The organism is Neobacillus sp. S1227, assembly GCF_055385255.1.
The window spans coordinates 2654881-2675377 of sequence record NZ_AP038276.1 but is presented as its reverse complement, the minus strand read 5'-3'; the positions used below and the strand labels follow the sequence as shown (position 1 = coordinate 2675377).

18 protein-coding genes are annotated in these 20497 nt (G+C 38.7%); 6 read left to right on the top strand and 12 right to left on the bottom strand.

From position 1 onward, the window contains the following. Window positions 1–35: 35 nt before the first annotated feature. The 3 genes from ACZ5AE_RS13555 to ACZ5AE_RS13545 all read left to right on the top strand — a co-directional run bounded on the left by ACZ5AE_RS13555 (window position 36) and on the right by ACZ5AE_RS13545 (window position 2776). Entirely contained in the window at window positions 36–812 is a 777-nt protein-coding gene (locus ACZ5AE_RS13555) for a sulfite exporter TauE/SafE family protein (RefSeq protein WP_464573109.1), read from the top strand. Between the two features lie 181 nt (window positions 813–993). Then, window positions 994–1458, top strand: coding sequence for a redoxin domain-containing protein (locus ACZ5AE_RS13550; RefSeq protein ID WP_464573107.1), 465 nt, complete (start codon window positions 994–996; stop codon window positions 1456–1458). A gap of 490 nt (window positions 1459–1948) precedes the next feature. After that, the gene (locus ACZ5AE_RS13545) at window positions 1949–2776 is read left to right on the top strand and encodes an SPL family radical SAM protein (protein WP_464573622.1); all 828 of its coding nucleotides are present in this window, start codon (window positions 1949–1951) and stop codon (window positions 2774–2776) included. Between the two features lie 35 nt (window positions 2777–2811). Here ACZ5AE_RS13545 and brnQ read toward each other — a convergent pair whose 3' ends face one another. Next, on the bottom strand, window positions 2812–4164 hold the full coding sequence (gene brnQ, locus ACZ5AE_RS13540; RefSeq protein WP_464573105.1) for a branched-chain amino acid transport system II carrier protein: 1353 nt from the start codon (window positions 4162–4164) through the stop codon (window positions 2812–2814). 274 nt (window positions 4165–4438) lie between these two features. Between brnQ and ACZ5AE_RS13535 the strand changes: the two genes are divergently transcribed. Next, window positions 4439–4930: a CBO0543 family protein gene (locus ACZ5AE_RS13535; RefSeq protein WP_464573103.1), complete on the top strand. Its 492-nt coding sequence runs from the start codon at window positions 4439–4441 to the stop codon at window positions 4928–4930. Between the two features lie 230 nt (window positions 4931–5160). On the opposite strand, the gene ACZ5AE_RS13530 is transcribed toward ACZ5AE_RS13535, so the two are convergent. Beyond that, window positions 5161–5523 carry a c-type cytochrome gene (locus ACZ5AE_RS13530; RefSeq protein WP_464573101.1) on the bottom strand — a complete coding sequence of 121 codons (363 nt, stop codon included), beginning with the start codon at window positions 5521–5523 and terminating at the stop codon, window positions 5161–5163. A 458-nt stretch (window positions 5524–5981) separates the two neighbouring features. Here ACZ5AE_RS13530 and xerS point away from each other — a divergent pair, with 458 nt between their 5' ends. Continuing rightward, window positions 5982–7070, top strand: coding sequence for a tyrosine recombinase XerS (xerS, locus tag ACZ5AE_RS13525; protein WP_464573099.1), 1089 nt, complete (start codon window positions 5982–5984; stop codon window positions 7068–7070). Window positions 7071–7822: 752 nt separating this feature from the next. Here xerS and ACZ5AE_RS13520 read toward each other — a convergent pair. Then, on the bottom strand, window positions 7823–8356 hold the full coding sequence (locus ACZ5AE_RS13520) for a LysR family transcriptional regulator substrate-binding protein (protein ID WP_464573097.1): 534 nt from the start codon (window positions 8354–8356) through the stop codon (window positions 7823–7825). A gap of 300 nt (window positions 8357–8656) precedes the next feature. Between ACZ5AE_RS13520 and ACZ5AE_RS13515 the strand changes: the two genes are divergently transcribed. Then, window positions 8657–9082, top strand: coding sequence for a universal stress protein (locus ACZ5AE_RS13515; protein ID WP_464573095.1), 426 nt, complete (start codon window positions 8657–8659; stop codon window positions 9080–9082). Window positions 9083–9353: 271 nt separating this feature from the next. Here ACZ5AE_RS13515 and ACZ5AE_RS13510 read toward each other — a convergent pair whose 3' ends face one another. The 9 genes from ACZ5AE_RS13510 to parE all read right to left on the bottom strand — a co-directional run bounded on the left by ACZ5AE_RS13510 (window position 9354) and on the right by parE (window position 20271). Next, the gene (locus tag ACZ5AE_RS13510) at window positions 9354–9551 is read right to left on the bottom strand and encodes a sporulation protein Cse60 (protein ID WP_464573093.1); all 198 of its coding nucleotides are present in this window, start codon (window positions 9549–9551) and stop codon (window positions 9354–9356) included. Window positions 9552–9675: 124 nt separating this feature from the next. Then, window positions 9676–10152 carry a CarD family transcriptional regulator gene (locus ACZ5AE_RS13505; protein ID WP_464573091.1) on the bottom strand — a complete coding sequence of 159 codons (477 nt, stop codon included), beginning with the start codon at window positions 10150–10152 and terminating at the stop codon, window positions 9676–9678. Window positions 10153–10319: 167 nt separating this feature from the next. Further along, window positions 10320–10601, bottom strand: a complete 282-nt coding sequence (locus tag ACZ5AE_RS13500) for a hypothetical protein (protein WP_464573089.1) — start codon at window positions 10599–10601, stop codon at window positions 10320–10322. A gap of 196 nt (window positions 10602–10797) precedes the next feature. Next, complete coding sequence (locus ACZ5AE_RS13495) at window positions 10798–12690, bottom strand: ABC transporter ATP-binding protein (RefSeq protein WP_464573087.1); 1893 nt, start codon at window positions 12688–12690, stop codon at window positions 10798–10800. Further along, window positions 12687–14414, bottom strand: a complete 1728-nt coding sequence (locus ACZ5AE_RS13490; protein WP_464573085.1) for an ABC transporter ATP-binding protein — start codon at window positions 14412–14414, stop codon at window positions 12687–12689. The genes ACZ5AE_RS13495 and ACZ5AE_RS13490 overlap by 4 nt, the downstream gene beginning before the upstream one ends. A gap of 19 nt (window positions 14415–14433) precedes the next feature. After that, on the bottom strand, window positions 14434–14886 hold the full coding sequence (locus tag ACZ5AE_RS13485) for a MarR family winged helix-turn-helix transcriptional regulator (RefSeq protein ID WP_464573083.1): 453 nt from the start codon (window positions 14884–14886) through the stop codon (window positions 14434–14436). Between the two features lie 113 nt (window positions 14887–14999). Continuing rightward, a complete protein-coding gene (locus ACZ5AE_RS13480; RefSeq protein WP_464573081.1) occupies window positions 15000–15758 on the bottom strand; it encodes a hypothetical protein in 759 nt (252 codons plus the stop codon). 98 nt (window positions 15759–15856) lie between these two features. Then, entirely contained in the window at window positions 15857–18295 is a 2439-nt protein-coding gene (parC, locus tag ACZ5AE_RS13475; protein WP_464573079.1) for a DNA topoisomerase IV subunit A, read from the bottom strand. Next, entirely contained in the window at window positions 18292–20271 is a 1980-nt protein-coding gene (parE, locus tag ACZ5AE_RS13470) for a DNA topoisomerase IV subunit B (RefSeq protein ID WP_464573077.1), read from the bottom strand. Before parE ends, parC begins: the two co-directional genes overlap by 4 nt. Between the last annotated feature and the right edge of the window lie 226 nt (window positions 20272–20497).

The following is a 20497-nucleotide window of genomic DNA, read 5'->3' as shown; positions in this document are numbered from 1 at the left end:
CGATTAGAGGTCACTTTCCTAAAAAGGAGGACATCATGGATATCAGTTTACTCATAACGCTTTTCTTAATTGGCTTCGTCGGCTCTTTTATATCAGGGATGTTGGGAATAGGAGGAGCCATAATCAATTTCCCGATGTTATTGTATATTCCTGCACTTCTTGAAGTTGGCCATTTTTCAGCACATGAGGTTTCCGGAATAACAGCCATTCAGGTTTTCTTTGCCACAATAGGCGGTGTTATGGTATACCGCAGGGGTGGATTTTTGAATAAAACTCTTATAGCTTATATGGGAATTAGTATTTTATTAGGAAGTTTTATCGGGGGATTCAGTTCCACTCACATGCCGGAAAGCGGAATCAACATCGTATATGGTATTTTAGCGTTAATTGCAGTGATTATGATGTTTGTACCTAAGAAGGGCGTAGATGATATTCCGCTCAGTCAAGTGAAATTTAACAAATGGCTTGCTGCCATGTTTGCTTTCATTGTAGGAATTGGGGCAGGTATTGTCGGTGCAGGAGGGGCATTTTTATTGGTGCCGATTATGCTTACCGTCTTAAAAATACCGACGAGAATGACGATTGCCTCATCTTTAGCGATTACACTTATTTCTTCAATCGGTGCAGTCACCGGAAAAATATCAACGGGTCAAGTGCCAATTGTACCAGCAATCATCATGGTTGCAGCCAGCCTCCTTGCCTCTCCGATAGGTGCAAATGCCGGAAAAAGGGTGAATACGAATGTTTTGCAGATAATCATGGGGATATTAATCTTGGCAACTGCAGTGAAGACTTGGATGGAAATTTTATGATAAAAGGGTCAATTTGGCCCTTTTAATATACCCCTTGTAGTATAATAGGTAAAAGCCTAAAAAGGAGGGCCCATGCAAGTAATACAAATTGGTTCACTTTCTATTTCGCTTAAATGGCTGCTGCTTGGGGTCTGGATATTGATCGGCCTCTTCGTCACCAAATTTTGGGTTAGAAAAACATATGAAGGAGTCAAAGCTCAAAAGTTCTGTTGAAATTGGAATAAAAGAAGGAAACAAAGCTCCAGATTTCCAATTTAAAAATATAGAGGGACAAGAAGTACAATTGTCTGACTGTAAAGGGAAGAAGGTAATTTTAAACCTATGGGCAACTTGGTGTCCGCCATGTAAAGCAGAAATGCCTCATATGAAAGATTTCTATCAGAAACAAAAAGGGAAAGATGTTGAAATTGTAGCTGTAAACTTAACCACAACTGAGAAGAAACCTGAAAGCGTTGAACAGTTTGTGAAGGAATACGGTTTAACCTTTCCTGTCTTACTTGATGAAAACGGAGAAATAGGTGACGTGTTTAAAGCCATTACGATTCCAACTAGTTATTTCATCGATGCAAATGGTATCATTCATGAAAGAATTGTTGGCCCAATGGATAAAGAAATGATGAAAGATTTGATTAATGGTATGAAATAAATAGGCGGCTAATCTTTTAAGCATTTTATTACTTTCTAACCCCACGATAGGTTAAAATAAAAGGTGATTATTAAACAGGAGGCATTGAACATGAACATCACTGACCAAGCTCGTGATCTGTTAAAACAAGTGTTCAAAGGAGAAAATGTCAACAACATTCGAATCTTTTTTGAAGGCTATGGCTGAGGGGAGCCAAGAATTGGACTGGCTCTGGATGAGCCGGATGCAGACGATATAATCGTCACAATAAATGGAATCACAGTCGCAATTGACCCTATCATTGAACCTAATATAGAAGGCCTAACCCTTGACCGAAGCGGAGATGGAAAAGGCATTTCTTTAATTGGCAATACGGGTGCCTGCTGTTAGTAAAAAAGACCTTTCTTGGTCTTTTTTGTTTTTATCGACATGAATTTGGAAAAGAATGTTTAGGAGCGGGAGATAAGTTGATACACTGGAGAGAAGGGAGGAGAAATAAACGCGTATGGAGATGAATACGAATGAAACATTTGCTAAGAAAATCCTTACAGCGGCAAATGGGTATTTGGATGTTGGGTTTACACATTCATTGAATCCATATAGCGGCTGTGCCTTTTCGTGCAGGTACTGTTACGTTAGGGAAATGCCTATCCAACGATTTAAAGGAATTCCATGGGGAGAATGGTTAGACATTAAAACAAATGCAGCGGAGAATTACCGGAATGAAATGATAAAACTTCGCAAAAAAAACAAACCGGTGAATATTTTTATGTCTTCTGCAACAGATCCGTACCAGCCAATGGAACGCAAAGCAGGGATTACACGGGGCATACTGGAAGAAATGCTGGAAAACCCTCCTGATTTTCTTCAAATCCAAACACGGAGCCCACTCATCACAAGAGATATCGATTTATTGCTAATATTAAAAGACAAATGTAATACCCTCGTTTCCATGACGATTGAAACAGATAGGGAGGACGTAAAACAAATTTTCGCACCACATGCACCTGGAATTAAATTGCGGTTAAAAGCGTTAAAAGAAATACACGATGCCGGAATATCCACCCAAGCCTCAATTTCTCCCGTTTTGCCATTTACCCCGAATTTTCCAAAAGTTTTGGATGGCATCGTAGATCATATTTGGCTTGATACGCTTAGTATTGGTGATGGTTCGATGGGAAAGCGCTCGGCAAGGTTAGGAATGCCGGCAGTGTTTGAAGAGCACGGATTATCGAAATGGTATCAAAAAGATTTACATGTAAGGGTCGAAAAATTTTTGAAAAAATATTTTCCTAGTGAAATGATAAGAGTTTCTAAAAGTGAAGCTTTTTTAAAATAAATAAGACCGCCCATTTTCTGGGGGGTCTTATCGTATTATTGAACTGCAGCTTTTTTGGACCCTATTGGCCAGAAATAGCCGATAACCGCACCAACTACTGCCGGTAATATCCATCCTAGACCAATACTATAAAGCGGCAAATAGTCAATATACGAAGCTTTAATGGCTTCGAATATAGAAATAGCTGCCCCAGGCAAGCTCCCAACTAACGTGCTGTATCCATCGAAGAAACTTACACAAAAAGTAAGGAACATAGACGCAGCATATACACTTTGCTTATGTTTAAAAAATGATGAACTAAGCGTCAACAAAATTAGAACAATCGCCAAGGGATATAAGAGCATTAATACTGGAACGGCATATTGAATAATATTGTTTAAGCCAAAATTGGCGATGATAAATGATACAAGACATAGAATCAGTACGAACATTTTATAACTTACTTTAGGAAAAACACTATTGAAAAATTCACTACAAGAGGTAATGAGTCCAATGCTGGTTTTTAAACAGGCTAGAACAATAATAACTGCAAGGAGGATTGCACCGAATTCCCCAAAGTAATGATTAGCAACCTTTGCAAAAATTAACCCGCCATTATCGAATGTACCGATCGAAGATACGCTCGATGCCCCCATATAAGTAATGAGGCCGTATATCAGCATCATTAGAGCCATGGCGAAAATGCCTGATTTCCATGTTGCTTTTGCAATTGTCTTCCTATCGGTAATCCCTTGTCCTTTAATAGCATTGATGACAACAATACCAAATGCTAATGAAGCAAGGGCATCCATCGTGTTATACCCCTCTTTAAAACCAGTTATAAATGCCAATTGACTGTAATCACCCGTTGGCGTTCCAAAGTGGCCCATAGGTTTAACAATCGCGATAATTATTAATAAGAATAAAAATACTAAAAATGCAGGTGTTAGATACTTTCCGATATAGTCAATAATTTTTGCAGGATTTAATGAGAAATAATAGACAATAGCAAAAAATACGAAGCTAAAAAGACCAAGATATAAACTTGCCTGCTCTGGATTAATATATGGTTCGAAACCGACCACGAAAGGTACTGTTGCTGTTCGTGGAATCGCGAAAAAAGGGCCAATGGTTAAGTATAGGGCCATTGAGAAGACGACTCCAAATTTCGGATGGACCCGTCCAGCTAATTCACGAAGTCCATTACTTCCGGATAGCCCGAATGCTAAAATCCCCATAAACGGCAAACCAATTGCTGTTACAAGAAAACCAATTAAAGATGGCCAAAAGTTAGTACCGGCTACCTGTCCCATCTGAATAGGGAAGATCAAATTTCCTGCCCCAAAGAACATACCAAACAGCATTGTACCGATGACTGCGTATGTAGAGAATGATATTTTTTGATGCATACATGTTGCTCCTTCTTGATGAATTTTATTTATTTTAACACCATTTAGACTTGTTGGCTATCTTGAAATGACTGCTTGAAAGGGGGATTAAACATTTTTAAAAGATCAACAGTTACATTTGCTGAATAGGTGAAGAAAGGGGAGCTATAGTTAGAAAAGTTAATCGATAGGGGGATTAGCTTTTTAAAAGATTGAGCTCTTTTTAGGATAATATTTCTTTGATTAGGTAATTGTAATAATGTCATTTATTCACACTTTGGAAGGGTGTTTTTTTATGGAAAGAAAACTCTTAAATATACTCACAGCCTTATGTTTTATTTCTTTGCCATTTCTATTTAAAGGACCAAAAATGAGAGAAAATCTCCTAATTCTTTTCGCGAAAGGAGTACTTGCAACTCTTGTTGATGCTTATGTTGTTGGAACGAAAAGAGTGGAATATCCAGTTCGGCCTTTTCCAAAAATTTTTAAAACTAATATTGTTTATGATATATTGTTTTTCCCGATTTTGAGTGTTATTTGGGTTAAGATTTCATACAATGATAAATTTCCGAAGATTTTACTTAAAAGTTTAATTTTTAGTATTCCTATGAGTTTTGCCCAATGGTTTATGGAAAAGAACACCAGATTGTTTAAATGGAATAATTGGTCCCCATTCCATACTTTTGCGAGTGTTAATTTTACTTTATTTACAATTAGAGGTTTTCTTGGTTTATTAAAGAAAATTGATCAGTTTAAAGGAGGGCAAAATATAACCAAATTAAATTAGTTTCGTATTTGTGAGAGCCTTATGTGTTCCACACCCTGTAGTGAGTGCTTTACAATCTAAGTAATATTGTTCGGTAGTAATTTTTATTAACATTAAACCCCTGATTTCCTAAATAAAATAGGAGAGCAGGGGTTTTTATAGTTATTGGTTTTTATGGTTATTGGGCTTTTATAGATAAAAGGGGACTTAATTTTATTCAAGTTCCCTCTTTTAATTTAAACAGGGGAGAATTATTTTAAAGTTTTCAGCCATGCTGCCATTGCTGGCGCGTCCTCTTTGGATATCAAGCCAGATGGCATACCGCCTCGGCCATGTTGGATGATGTCCTCGATTTCCTTACCTGATAAACGGGAACCGACCCCTTTTAAAGAAGGCCCAACTCCGCCTTGGTATTGATCTCCGTGACAGCCGGCACAGGTGTTCTTATAGATGGCTTCACCGTCCACTTTGGATACCGTTCCTTTTCCTTCTTGGCCTTCATTTTTTGCAGGCGTTTCATGTGCCTCTTCTTTCTGTTCTTGCACATTACTGAGTACAAAAAATCCGCCAATTCCTATCACTAAGATGGCCAGGGCAATCAAAAAAGTTTTCATAAAATCACCTTCTAATAATATTTTTTTGGTACAAGAAATGAAATTTTGCACAAACTTAATCTAACCAGTCATTCGAAAGCATATTTGCTGAAATACCCTTTGATATAAGTATGGGCAGTTAAATAGAAACTACGCATGAAATAAGAATCCTTTGCATCAAAATCCCCAATTCTTTTACTATTCTGCTGTCATTTACCACTATGGGCAAGAGTGGCTCGACAATGCGAAGGGAAGGAAGAAGTGTATAGAAGTCAAAAGACCGCTATATACGATGTATCCATTTTGGAATTTCCTTGTTTTTTTCGGAGTTTCTCATCGTTATTTTAAGACTTGCATGTAGCTGGACATTTAAGAGGGAAGAGCCGGATATGCGATGGTGGGCTATTTTTATTTAATTACGTAAAATATAAATTTGACGAAATAATCCTTAGGAGGTAAAATATTGTAGAGGTGTTATTATGGTAAATCCAGCAAAACAGGAAAATTTCAAAAAACTCCAGGCAATGCTTAATGAACTCCCTTGGTATGTTGAAGAATACATAAATCATAAATTACGAAAATTATCTACTGCATCGTTGTTCAACTATTGTCACGACTATAAAATCTTCTTCAATTGGATGATTAGCGAGCAATTATGGACCGGGAGCATCAAAGATATCCCGTTGGAACGCCTTGAAAAAATGACAGTCATTGAAGTTGAAGGATTTTTAAATTTTCTTCATTACGAATTAAATAACAAAGAATTAACCGTTAACCGTAAATTATCTGCGTTGAAATCCCTGTTTAATTACCTGCAAAACATCGCGGAAACACCGGATTTGGAACCATATATTAGTCGGAATGTCATGGCGAAAATAGAGTTTAACGAAGTTAAGGAAAGTTTGGAAACGAAGGCAAATAAAATGGAAGGCAAAATTCTTCTTGGGGATGAATATGAGCGATTTCGTCTCTTTGTCGCCCATGAATATAGCGAAATCAATAAAGAAAACAAAAAAATCTTCAATTTTCATCAATTAAATAAAGAACGTGATACTGCAATTGTATCACTGATTTTAGGTTCTGGATTACGGCTTTCTGAGCTAATTGGGTTAGATCTTGAAGATATTGATTTCAGTAAGTATTGTGCACGAGTGATTCGCAAAGGAAATAAAGAACAATTTGTTTATTTTAGCCAAACAGCCATGGATGATTTAAAGGAATACTTGGCAATCAGGATTCCTAAATACCAGGTTGATAAAAATATGAAAGCATTATTTGTGGCTGCTCCGATAGGTCCAAAAGGAAAAACAAGAAGGCTGACAGCGCGAGCGGTGGAAAAATTAATTGAAAAATATGCAACTGCGTTCGGTAAACCATCATTATCAGTCCATAAATTACGGCACTCATTTGCAACCAGATATCATGCGGAAATCAATGATGTGCCAAAATTACGCCGGCAATTAGGTCATTCATCGATTCAAACTACGATGATTTATACGCATATTAAGAATGATGACTTAAAAGTTGCTGTTGATAAGATGGATATGCCGAAGGAACAAATAGATTAAAATGATATGAAGGCTGTATTAAATAGCAGCCTCCCCCTTTTTTAAATTCATTTTACCAGTTTACATAATATATTTATAGTAAATTTTATTTGTGGTATCTCAATTCCAGAGTATACTTAAGATAGTGAGACAAAACAAAATTTTTAGTTATTATTTTTTCAGCAATTAATTTATTGATAATAGATTTGCTGAATATACCTTCATATACTCATATTTCTTTCCTTGATTCGCAGCATAAATTAATAATCATCTAAATCACTTTAGCCCCCTAATAAATAATAAATTACAATAAAATTGACTTTATGTTTGAACTTATATTTTGCTTATTTGGTTTGCCTCTTCCCTAAAAATACTTAGTTAGTTTCGTCCGAAAATCCAACAATTGTATAATTGTTGAGATCTTGCTAATGCACTTCCATCAGCGATTTGAAAAATGCCTCCCCTCCTCCCTCTTTGTTTTTGGCTCTTTTCGTAAAGTTTTTGTTTTTGGGAATAACACTGTCCGTTCCTTTCCGCTACAGGCGCTCAGCAAACCGGCGGGGAGGAAGTCGAGCCTCCTCGACGTTCCGTCTGCGGGGTCTCGACCTTTCCTCTATTTCCCGCAGGAGTCAAGCGCCTTTCGCTCCAATCCACTCGCTGTTTTCAATATAGTTAAAAGCAACAATCTCTTAGAAAAGAGCCTTGTTTTTTCTCTAAGGAATGATTACAACATCTATCTCTAAAATTTAGAATGTTATCTCCAGTACAACAAGTCAGCTGGTTGTTGTAAAGTAGCTTAGGAAACACTCTGCCGCTATAGTAAGGCGGTGTTCTTTCTGATAAACAATTGCAGGTTCTACAAATAGGGAGAAATCCTCAATTTCCAGTGTCGTAAGATCCTGATGAAAAGAACCGTAAATTTCCGACTTCGGAATGATATAAATTCCTATTTCTAAAGTGACAAAACTCAGCAAAGTTGATATATCCATGCACTCGATGACAATATTAGGAGAAAATTGATGCATATGGAATTGGTTTAATATAGTCTCATACATTGTATACCCTTTCATAAGACCAAACATTACAAATGGATACTGAATAAATTCTTCCAATCTCACATTATGGTTAGAGAATTTAGTTTTCCAGTTTGTTGGAATCACCACAACAAAAGGACTATTAGGCAAACGTCTCACATAATACTCCTGAAAATTCATAGGAAGCAGCATAATGGAAAGATCAATTTCACCTTTTAGCAATAAATTTTGAAGGTTTGATGAATCCCCTTTCAAAATTTTTATTAATACCATCAGGATAATTCTCTCAAAAATCTCGAATATTTTTCGGGAGAAAATTAACATAGCTTGAGGCTACACCTATAGTCAGGGTTCCGCGAATTCCCTCTTCCATTTCCCTTATTTCTTGTTTTATATCTTTGATATCCCGCAATATATTTAATGCATGATAATATAAAAATTACACTATTTATTGTTCGGAAAAAAACTGCCTCACAAAAAGCAGGTATTTCTGCAGTAGAAGCAAATTCTTCAATAAAATAATGTATACTTAAAAACATAAAAAAAATAAATATATTTATTGGGGATGATCCTATGTTCAATCGGATTCTTGTAGCCATAGACGGTTCCAAAATGAGTGAAAAAGCATTACAAACCGCTTTAAAATTTGCTAATGAAAGATATACTAAAATTGGTGTTATCCATGTGGAGAAAAATTTGCAAATCGTCGATGGGATTCCAATAAAAACTATTGATAATATTTATACTGACCAAGAGACTAAAGGCCGTGATCTTTTACAACAAGCGGTTACTCTCGCAGAAGAAGATGGAATTGAGATTGAAACCCATTATGTAATGGGGGAACCGGCGATTCAAATTGTTAAAAAAGCAGATGAATTAAACTATCAGCTGATTGTCATAGGAAGCAGAGGGTTGGGGAATATTAAAGGGTTAATGCTCGGAAGCGTAAGCCAGAAAGTTTCCCAGCATGCGCATTGTCCTGTTTTAATAATTAAATAGTAGAATAAAAGCGCTGCACAAAACCGTCTTGTGCCAACAGTTCTTGATGATTCCCTCTGGTCTATTCTCTGCCTACTCTCACTTTTTAATAATGAATTATTACGGGAATCAGCTATCAACTTATGTGGAAATTTAATATAGCAATGAAATAAAAAAGGGCTGCCCCTTAAAGTTACACTTTTGGGACAGCCTCTTTTTTATTATCGTATTTTTTGTAAAAAATTGCAAAAGGACAAAAAATTTATCATATCGTAAGACCTTTTTAAACTAACTATTTCTTTAATATAATCATTGCGGTGTATTTTGTATCTGGGTAAACCCCATATTCTGTATGTGCGCTTACAGCAAGAGGAACAGAATTGTATTTAACATCAATAAGCTTTCCTGCCTCTAATGTGCCAAGAAAATCATTAACAAGCAGAATAAGTTCTGCAAAGTCTGTACTTTGAAACCCTTTTGCCTCGTACAATTATTCTCCCTCCCCTTATATAAATTTCAACTGTATACTTTAATAAACATAAGAAAAAATCCCTTTCTAACAAAAGGGGTTTCATAAAGAATAGGTGTGAAGGTAAACCTTTGAAATAATGCATTTATCCTACCTTGTTGGTTAATAAATCTATTGCTTGATTTTCAGTTATACCTCTAATTAAACCAAGTTCACTAATAAAAATCTTTCGTGCACTCTCCAGCATCTGCTTCTCGCTAGAATTAAGCGATTTATTTTTGTTTATTCTCATTAAGTCCCGTACAACTTCTGCGCCTTCTTGGATATTACCTGATTTAAGTTTTTCCATATTAATTTTGTATCTTTCTTTCATCGAAAGGGTTGTATCGGTCGCACCATAATAAAAAATATCCAGTACGTTTTCAAGTGTAATCATATCAGTAGCTAAACGAATTCTTGATTTTTCTACTTTTGAAATAGGAATCATGACTTGCATTTTATTGATTCGCATATTTATTATATAATACTGCTGCTTTTCACCTTGAATTTCCTTTACTTCTATTGCTTCAATAACTCCTGCTCCCTGCATTGGGTAAACGATGCAATCACCAACTTGAAACAAGTAACCACCTCCAAATTTAGTACATCTTAAGTATAGCACACCACCCTCAAATAACAAAATTTTTAATTATATCATCTATTTTAAGTCGATGTCAATACTTTTCCCCTGGACTATTAGTAAAAAAACAATGGGCTAGATGCCCATTGTTCTGTATTTAGTATTTTGAATTAATGATTATTTTCCATTTCTAAAATCAAAGTTTCAATTTGTTCCTGTGAAAGCTTTTCACGTTCAATTTCAACATCGTTACCGCATCCAATCAAAACTAGATCATCATGATTTGATAATGGTTTTCTTCCTCTTGGTACTGATTCTGTGTATTTTTTCCATTCACCATTAATCTTAGCTAGTGAAACATCACCTCTTCTCATCATCAAGCCATCTATACTTTTCGGCATCTTTAAACCTTTAATAAATTGTTTTTTTGAGAAATAAAATTCTTCTTCCATTTTTTCATCTCCTTAAGGTTAATAGTATATGTCAATTACGCCATAAACCATTTATGAATATTTATCGTTCGGTTACTAAACTGCTCGGCTGCTTCAATAGGTTCCAAAATAGCCGGCTATTTCAATTTAAATGCACAAAAAAAGCGCTAAGGCAGCTGCTTCACTAGGAAAGCAGTCCTTAGCGCTTTTTTAACATTTATCCTGCATCTTTCATTCGTCCACCAGAAAACTGACTATTATATAAATCTGCATAGAACCCGTCTTTTTCCAACAATTCTTGATGGTTTCCCTTTTCAATGACTCGGCCATTGTTCATGACTAGAATGATATCTGCATCGCGGATAGTTGATAGTCGGTGGGCAATGATAAAGCTTGTGCGTCCCTTCATCAAATGATCCATCGCCTTTTGAATCTGGACTTCGGTCCGGGTATCGACGCTGCTAGTGGCCTCGTCAAGGATTAACATTGCTGGATCTGCAAGAATTGCCCTTGCAATCGTTAAGAGCTGCTTTTGTCCCTGAGAAATATTCGAAGCTTCCTCATTTAAGATGGTATCATAGCCATCAGGCAATGTACGGATAAAGTGGTCTGCATTAGCAGCTTGTGCAGCGGCAACAATTTCCTCTTCTGTTGCTCCATCCCTGCCATACGCGATGTTGTCACGAATTGTGCTGTTAAATAGCCATGTATCCTGCAGCACCATTCCAAATAAGCCGCGCAAATGCTCTCTCTTCATATCCCGTGTATCAAGCCCATCGATCAAAATATTACCGGAATTGATTTCGTAAAAACGCATTAATAGATTAATTAGTGTTGTTTTACCCGCTCCGGTCGGACCAACGATAGCAACCTTTTGCCCTGGGCTTACTTCAATGGTCATATCCTCGATTAATAATTCATTTTCTTTATAACCGAAACAAACATTCTCGAATTGGACCTCTCCCTTTGGATCCGCAAGCTTTTTTGCAGTGGCAGCTTCCGGAATCTCCTCTGTTTCATCGAGAATTTCAAACACCCGCTCTGCGCTCGCCACCGTTGACTGAATCACGTTGGCAATCATTGCGGTCTGGGTAATCGGTTGGGAAAATTGTCTGGCATATTGGATAAATGCCTGAATATCGCCAATTTCAATCGCTTTTTTGGTAACCAATATCCCGCCTGCCACAGATACAAGTACATAACCGATATTGTTTATAAATGACATGAACGGCATAATCATTCCTGACATAAATTGTGCCTTCCAGCCAGCCTGATAGAGTCTTTCATTGATTTCTTCAAATTGTTCAATCGACTTTTGCTCCCGGCCAAATACCTTAATAACCTTATGGCCGGTATACATTTCTTCAACATGTCCGTTCAGCTGGCCAAGCGCCTTTTGCTGTCCCTTGAAATAGGTTTGTGAACGTTTGGCAATATTTGCTGTCGCAATAAAACTAAGCGGCAGTGTCACCACCACGATCAATGTCATTAGCGGACTAATCGAAAGCATCATAACAATTACACCAATTAGGGTAACAACTGAGGTAATCAGCTGGGTTAAGCTTTGCTGCAAGGTGGTACTGATGTTATCGACATCATTTACCGCCCGGCTTAGGATTTCACCATGGGTGCGTGCGTCAAAATATTTTAATGGCAGACGGTTCAGCTTTTCTTCTACTTCCTTACGAAGCTGGTAAACTGTTTTTTGTGCAACTCCTGCCATTATATATTGCTGAATGTATGCAAAAACAGCACTTATAATATAAAGCCCTATTAATAATACAATGATATGCCCGATGTATTCAAAATCAATTTTTGCTCCAGGCACACCACGAAATTTCATCATCAAGCCTTCAAACAACTTGGTTGTCGCTTTCCCCATAATTTTTGGACTGACAATGGCAAATATAGTACTGATGATGGCCGTGATGAGAACCGCTATAAGCTGTATTTTAAATGGAGTTAAATAGGTAATTAACCGCTTCAATGTTCCTTTAAAATCTTTTGCTTTTTGAACAGGGGCACCCATTCCCATAGGACCAAATCCGCCGCCAGGGCCCCGAGGACCAGGTCCTTGTTGAGGTCTATGATTCTGTGAATCTTTACTCATGCGATTTCCTCCTCAGAAAGCTGAGACATGACAATTTCACGATAAACTTTGCTGTTTTCCATCAGCTCTTTATGTTTGCCAATTCCAGCAATTTCGCCATTATCAAGGACGATAATCTGGTCCGCATCAATGATGGTGGTAACGCGCTGGGCAACAATTAACACAGTAGAGTTCTGTGTTTCATCTTTTAATGCAGCCCGAAGCTTGGCATCTGTTTTAAAATCTAAAGCGGAAAAGCTGTCATCGAAAATATAGATTTCCGGTCTTCGGACAAGCGCCCGAGCAATGGATAAACGCTGTTTCTGTCCGCCCGAAACATTTGTTCCACCTTGGGCAATCAGCGTATTGTAGCCTTCAGGCATTTCATCAATAAACTCTGCGGCTTGGGCAATTTCAGCAGCATGACGCACTTCTTCATCTGTTGAATCTTCTTTGCCGTATCGAATATTTTCCGAAATAGTCCCAGTAAAAAGAACGGCTTGCTGCGGGACAAAACCAATTTTTTTACGAAGTAAATCCTGATTCATTTCTTGTACATCGATTCCGTCAACCAACACTTTGCCGCTGCCAGCGTCATAAAAGCGAGGAATCAAATTAATAAGCGTTGATTTACCTGAGCCGGTTCCGCCGATAATCGCGGTGATTTCACCTGGTCTCATTTTAAAAGAAATATTCGAAATAGCAGGCATTTCAGCTCCTGGATAGGAAAAGCTGACATTCTGAAATTCAACCTCCCCATTGCTGCTTACTGGGATACGGGGAGTTGAAGGATTTTTAATATCAGCCGTTGTATCTAGCACCTCAATAATTCTTACTGCTGATACAGAAGCTCTTGGGATCATTACAAACATCATCGATAACATCAGGAAGGAGAACATGATTTGCATTGCGTATTGGATAAAGGCCATCATGTCGCCCACTTCCATGTGTCCATTACTGATGCGGATGCCGCCAAACCAGATAATCGCTACTGTTGTCAGATTTAGGATAATCATCATCGTCGGCATCATGACGGCCATCAGTTTATTGACTTTTATCGCGGTTTGGGTAAGATCCCAGCTGGCTTCGTCGAATCGCTTCTTTTCATGCTCAATTCGGTTAAAGGAACGAATCACACGAATTCCAGTTAAATTTTCCCGTAAGACGCGGTTAAGGTTATCAAGTTTTACCTGCATCGCTTTAAATAATGGAATGGCATTTCTTTGTACAATTAAGATTATGAGGATTAATATCGGAATAGCCACAGCAAGTACCAAAGAAAGTTTTGAGTCTTTGGATAAAGCCATGATGATGCCGCCGATGCACATCATCGGAGCCATGACCATCATTCGGAGCATCATGATTAACACTTGTTGTATTTGCGTAATATCATTGGTTGTCCTCGTGATGAGTGATGCTGTTCCAACTTGGTCAAATTCCTGTAAAGAAAAATCCCCGACATGGGAAAAGATTTTGCTTCGCAATAATTTTCCGAAACCTGAAGCGGCTTTGGCGGAAAAAAAGCTGGCACTGACAGAACAAATCATGCCGCCCGCTGCGACGAGGAGCATAAACCCGCCAATTTTCCAAATATAATGCGTATCGCCGGTTACTACACCCTTATCAACGATATCCGCCATTAATGTCGGCAGATACAGTTCAGACAAGGATTGCAGAAGCACTAATACTAAAACAAACATAATAGGAAACTGAAATGGTTTTAGGAATTTTGCTAATTTAAGCATTTTGGGTCATCTCCATTTCTTATTGACGATAGGTATGCTCGAAATAGGTAAAAACTTTAGTGAGAAGCTCAGCAAGCTTCTCACTATCGTCTTCCCCTAAATAATCAATTAAACCTGCAAAGGTTTCGGTAAAAGCTTTTCTTGCTTCGTTGGTTACCTCGATGCCTTTTTCTGTTAGGTGAATATTAACAGCTCGTCGGTCAACTGGATCGGTGTTGCGTTTAACAAGGTTATCCTTTTCAAGTTTATTGACAATCTGAGTAACTGTTGGAGACGTAACCCTAAGAATACTGCTAATCTCTGAAACCTTCATATCTGATTTTTCCTCGTTTGTTTCATGCCTTATTGCCAAAAGAACCTTGATTTCACTGGGATTATAACCGGCTATTTGCCGATCATGCCATCCAGATCTTCTAAACTGTGAAAACGCCCTCAGAAGTTTTTGCGTGGTATTTGCATTATCATCTGTCATTTTTTCCACCTCCCGCAAAATAGATAGGTTACTAATTTATTTACCAACCTAAGTATAATTCGTATACAATTTCACGGTCAATCAAAAAACACAGGGATTCCTGTGTTTTTATCCTAAACCTCTTCTTTTTTTACTTCCACCTTAACTAATTGCCAATTTCCATCTGAGTAAGACCAAATAGACTCCACAAATGCAATGGTATCTGCATTCGCAATTCCGGTAACTCTCTGAATACCTTTTAACCCCAATTTTCCCGCATCTAATTGGATCGGTTCAAGACTGTTAAAAGGATTCACCATTAATTCGGTTGGTTCATTTAGTTTCCCTTTTCGATAAAGCCCCATTTTTTTATAATAATCCTTTCGATCTCTAAGGTCGAAAAGATATGATTTACCTGTAGCGTTAATTTTGATTTCTGCTTTATAGCCATCTAAAAAATGGGTTTCCATATCAAGAGGCTCAGATACTGTTAAATCTTTTTTTTGAAAATCTTTAACGGTAAATAAAAATGTATCAACGATTCCTCCACTGCCGCCAGTATTTACAGTGGCAAATACATCCTTAACACCATCATGATTAATATCTGCCAGCAGCAGTGCTGCCTTTTCTCCACTTTCCAATGGAATTGTTATAGTTTTCCCATCAGAACTATTTATGTCAATGAAAATTTCTTTTAGGTAACTATTTTCATCATCCTGGTAGGGTTCCCCCTTTAATTGGATGACCTCGTTTTTTCCATCACCTGTAATATCTTCTTCCTCTTTCGATATCGTAATCACCTTTGCACTTTCTTCAATGGCATAAACAACTGTAATGGCAGAAAGCGAAACCATAAAAAAAGCAAAAACAGCTAAAAGCGTTTCTTTTTTCACTTTAATCCCTCCCCATACTGATTATTATCAGTATGCCCAAGAATGGAAAAAAGATGAAAAAAAGGACCCCCTTTTTTAAGAGAGCCCTTATGAAAATATTATTCACCCGGAATTACTTTACCTTCGACCTTCCAAACTCTTGTCACCTTTCCATTTTCTCCTTCATCTAGAATGAAAGAACCATTGGAGTAGCGGTCACTGAATTTTATCTCAGAGGTTATTATTGACTCAATATAGCCTTTCTCTGTCTGTATATATATTTCATCCTGATCCTTAGCGGCAACATAGCCCATTATTCGGTGAGGGTTGGCTTTTAATTCACGAAGAATCACAACACCCCGCTTTGCACGGGTTGCTTTATCAAATTCTCGCAGCTTCATTCGTTTCAATGCACCGCGCTGAGTAGCAACGACGATTGATTCGGTACTGTTTGGCTCAAGAACCTGACCGCCAACCACGTAATCACCATCTTTGAGATTTATTCCTTTCACCCCGGCGGCCCGCTGTCCAACAATGCTTATTTCTTCCTCGTCAAACCATAATGCATAACCTAAATGCGAAATAAGGAATAATTCCTTTGTACCATCTGTTAAATGGACATTAATTACCTGATCATCATCTTTCAGATTCACGCCCACCAGCGGTTTGGAATAGCGCTGGGCATGATATTGCTTCAATTCGGTTTTCTTAACCATACCGTTTCTGGTAACAAAGATAAGGAACGCGTTTGTATCAAAATCCTTTACCGGTATAGCTTGGACAATATCTTCATCCCGGTCAATTGGAATAATGTTCGCGATGTGCTGGCCCATGTCCTTCCAGCGGATATCAGGAAGTTCATGAACTGGGCAATATAAGTAATTCCCTTTATTCGTGAACAAGAGTAGAACATCCTGTGTATTCATATCAAGCTGTGCTAAGATACGGTCTGATTCCTTCATGGCAAAATCCTGACCATTGGAAGCGGCATAAGAGCGCTGGCTTGTCCGTTTAACATAACCATGTTCCGTAACCGTTACAATGACATCCTCACTAGCCACCATAACTTCCAGGTTGATTTTCAGCTCTTGAATTTCTGCTTCAATTTTCGAACGGCGTTCATCAGCAAAGCGTTTTTTCAATTCTTTTAACTCTTTTTTAATAACGGAAAGAAGCTTTTTCTCGCTTTCTAATATGCTAGTCAGTTCTTCTATTTTTTTGGCCAATTCTTCCGCTTCATTTCTTAAAGCAGTAATATCAGTATTTGTTAAGCGATAAAGCTGTAAAGAGACAATCGCTTCTGCCTGAATCTCTGTGAACGAGTATTTCGCGATTAAGTTATCCTTAGCATCACGCTTATCTTTAGAAGCACGGATAGTGGCGATTACTTCATCAAGTATAGATAAGGCCTTCATCAAGCCTTCAACAATATGTTGACGTTCCCTTGCTTTGTTTAAATCAAATGTCGTTCTTCTGGTCACAACTTCTTTTTGATGTTGAATATAGGCATCGAGCAGTTCGCGAAGCCCCATTTGTTTTGGACGTCTATTATGGATAGCAACCATGTTAAAGCTGTAGGAAATTTGCAGGTCGCTGTTTTTATATAAAAAGTTCAAAACTCCCGCTGCATCGGCATCTTTTTTAAGTTCAATGACGATTCTAAGGCCGGTTCGGTCTGTTTCATCACGAACTTCTGAGATTCCTTCGACTTTACGGTCGAGGCGGAATTCATCGATTTTTTTCACGAGATTGGCTTTATTGATCTCGTACGGAATTTCCGTGACAACGATTTGCTGCCGGCCGCCGCGGACATCTTCAATTTCCGCCTTCCCGCGAACGATGGTTTTTCCTTTACCTGATTCATAAGCTTTTTTAATCCCATCGACTCCTTGGATAATTCCGCCGGTTGGGAAATCAGGTCCTTTGATCACTGTCATTAATTCATCAACGGTGATGTCTGGGTTATCCATTTGCATGATGACACCGTCAATGACCTCACCCAGGTGATGGGGGGGAATATCTGTCGCATAACCTGCTGAAATTCCTGTAGATCCATTAACAAGGAGGTTCGGGAACGCTGCTGGCAAAACGGTTGGTTCCTTAGACGTATCGTCAAAGTTCGGGATAAAATCAACCGTATCTTTTTCAATATCACGCAAAAGCTCAGCAGCTATTGCCGACAGACGTGCTTCGGTATAACGCATTGCTGCCGGCGGATCCCCGTCAACACTACCGTTATTTCCATGCATTTCCACTAGGACATTGCGAACCTTCCAGTCCTGGCTCATGCGAACCATTGCTTCATAAACGGACGAATCGCCATGCGGGTGGTAGTTACCAATAACATTACCTACTGTTTTGGCGGCTTTACGAAAGCCTTTGTCATGGGTATTGCCCTCGACATGCATCGCATATAAAATTCTTCGCTGTACCGGCTTTAATCCGTCTCTAGCATCTGGCAGAGCGCGGTCTTGAATAATGTATTTACTATAGCGTCCAAAACGGTCGCCGAGGACATCCTCTAGAGGTAAGTCGCGGAATTTTTCGCTTGCACTCATCCTTCAACCTCCTCCTCTATTACAGTGATGTTCTCATTTTCTAAAATCGTATCATCTTCTTCCAATCCGAAAGCCACATTGCTTTCAATCCATTTCCGGCGGGGTTCAACTTTATCGCCCATCAGTGTGGTGATCCGGCGTTCTGCTCGTGCGGCATCGTCGATTTTTACGCGAATCAGTGTCCGTGTTTCTGGGTCCATCGTTGTTTCCCAAAGCTGATCGGCATTCATTTCGCCAAGACCTTTATAACGTTGAATGATATAGCCTCTGCCAACCTTTTTGATAGCTGATTGCAATTCATCTTCATTCCAAGCATATTCGATGATTTCTTTCTTACCTGTCCCGCGGCTGACTTTAAATAACGGCGGAAGGGCAATAAATACTCTGCCCGCTTCTACAAGCGGCTTCATATAGCGATAAAAGAACGTCAGCAGGAGCACCTGGATATGCGCTCCGTCCGTATCAGCATCCGTCATGATAATGATTTTGTCGTAGTTGATATCATCAATATTAAAATCAGCCCCAACACCGCCCCCGATGGCGTGAATAATCGTATTGATTTCTTCGTTCTTAAAAATGTCGGAAAGCTTGGCCTTTTCCGTATTGATGACCTTTCCTCTTAATGGCAATACGGCCTGAAAACGGCGGTCACGCCCTTGTTTCGCAGAGCCGCCGGCAGAGTCACCCTCCACCAGGTAAAGCTCATTTTTTTGTGGGTTGCGAGATTGGGCAGGTGTCAATTTCCCTGACAATACCGTTTCGGAGCGCTTGCGCTTTTTCCCGCTTCGCGCATCTTCGCGCGCTTTCCTTGCTGCTTCCCTTGCTTGATAGGCTTTAATCGACTTTTTAACAAGCAAGGAACTGATATCTGGATTTTCCTCTAAAAAGTAAGAAAGATGCTCTGAAACAACAGAGTCAACAGCAGATCGTGCCTCACTTGTACCTAATTTTCCTTTTGTCTGCCCTTCAAATTGTAATAGCTCTTCAGGGATCCGAACGCTAACAATTGCTGATAGCCCTTCACGAATATCAGCACCATCAAGGTTTTTATCTTTTTCCTTTAGCAAACCAACCTTGCGTGCATAATCGTTAAACACCCTAGTCATGGCCGTTTTTGCGCCAACTTCGTGAGTACCGCCATCCTTTGTGCGGACATTGTTGACGAATGACAGGACATTTTCAGAATAGCCATCATTAAACTGGAAGGCAAAATCGACTTCAATTCCATTTTGTATGCCTTCGAAGCTGGTAACCGGATGAAGGGAGTCCTTCTCCTCGTTTAAGTAGGCTACAAACGCCTCTATTCCATTTTCGTAATGGAAAACTTCATGAAGATTGTTTCGTTCATCGATGATTTCTATTTTAAGCCCTTTTAGTAAAAAGGCTGATTCGCGTAATCGTTCACCTAAAGTTTCAAAATTATACGTGGTTGCCGAAAAGATGCTTGGATCCGGCTTAAAATGAATTGTCGTTCCACTTTGATTAGTTTTGCCGATTTTTTCGAGTGTTGTAACAGGTTTGCCGCCATTTTCAAAACGCTGTTCATAGACAAAGCCGTCTCTTTTGATGGTGACAGTTAACCATTCTGACAATGCGTTAACGACCGAAGCACCAACCCCATGTAAACCGCCGCTTGTTTTATATCCGCCTTGGCCGAATTTTCCCCCGGCATGCAGTACCGTTAAGATTACCTCTGGTGTTGGTTTCCCCATTTTATGCATACCCGTTGGCATCCCGCGGCCTTTATCGACGACACTTATCGAATTATCCTTGTGTATTTTGACAATGATGTGTTCCCCAAAGCCTGCAAGCGCTTCATCGACAGCGTTATCGACAATCTCATAAACGAGATGATGCAGACCTCGCGAATCCGTACTGCCAATGTACATTCCAGGACGCTTCCTGACTGCTTCGAGCCCTTCAAGTACCTGTATGGCATCATCGTTGTATTCAAAAGCTTGTTGATTTCTTGCCACTAAAAATACCCCTTTCATCCCTACAAAAAGAAAACAATTCTAAAACACATTCCTGCTATCTATAAAAAATGTATTTTTCTTTCCGTAATCCATACTAGAACAAATGTTTTGTTACTTAATTTTACCATAAGTTCATTTGGCGTCTATGCTTTATTTTAGCGATTTATTTCGATTTAGCAAATAAGTAATTTTAAACAATCGTTTTGTGTACGGTTAAATTCCCTAT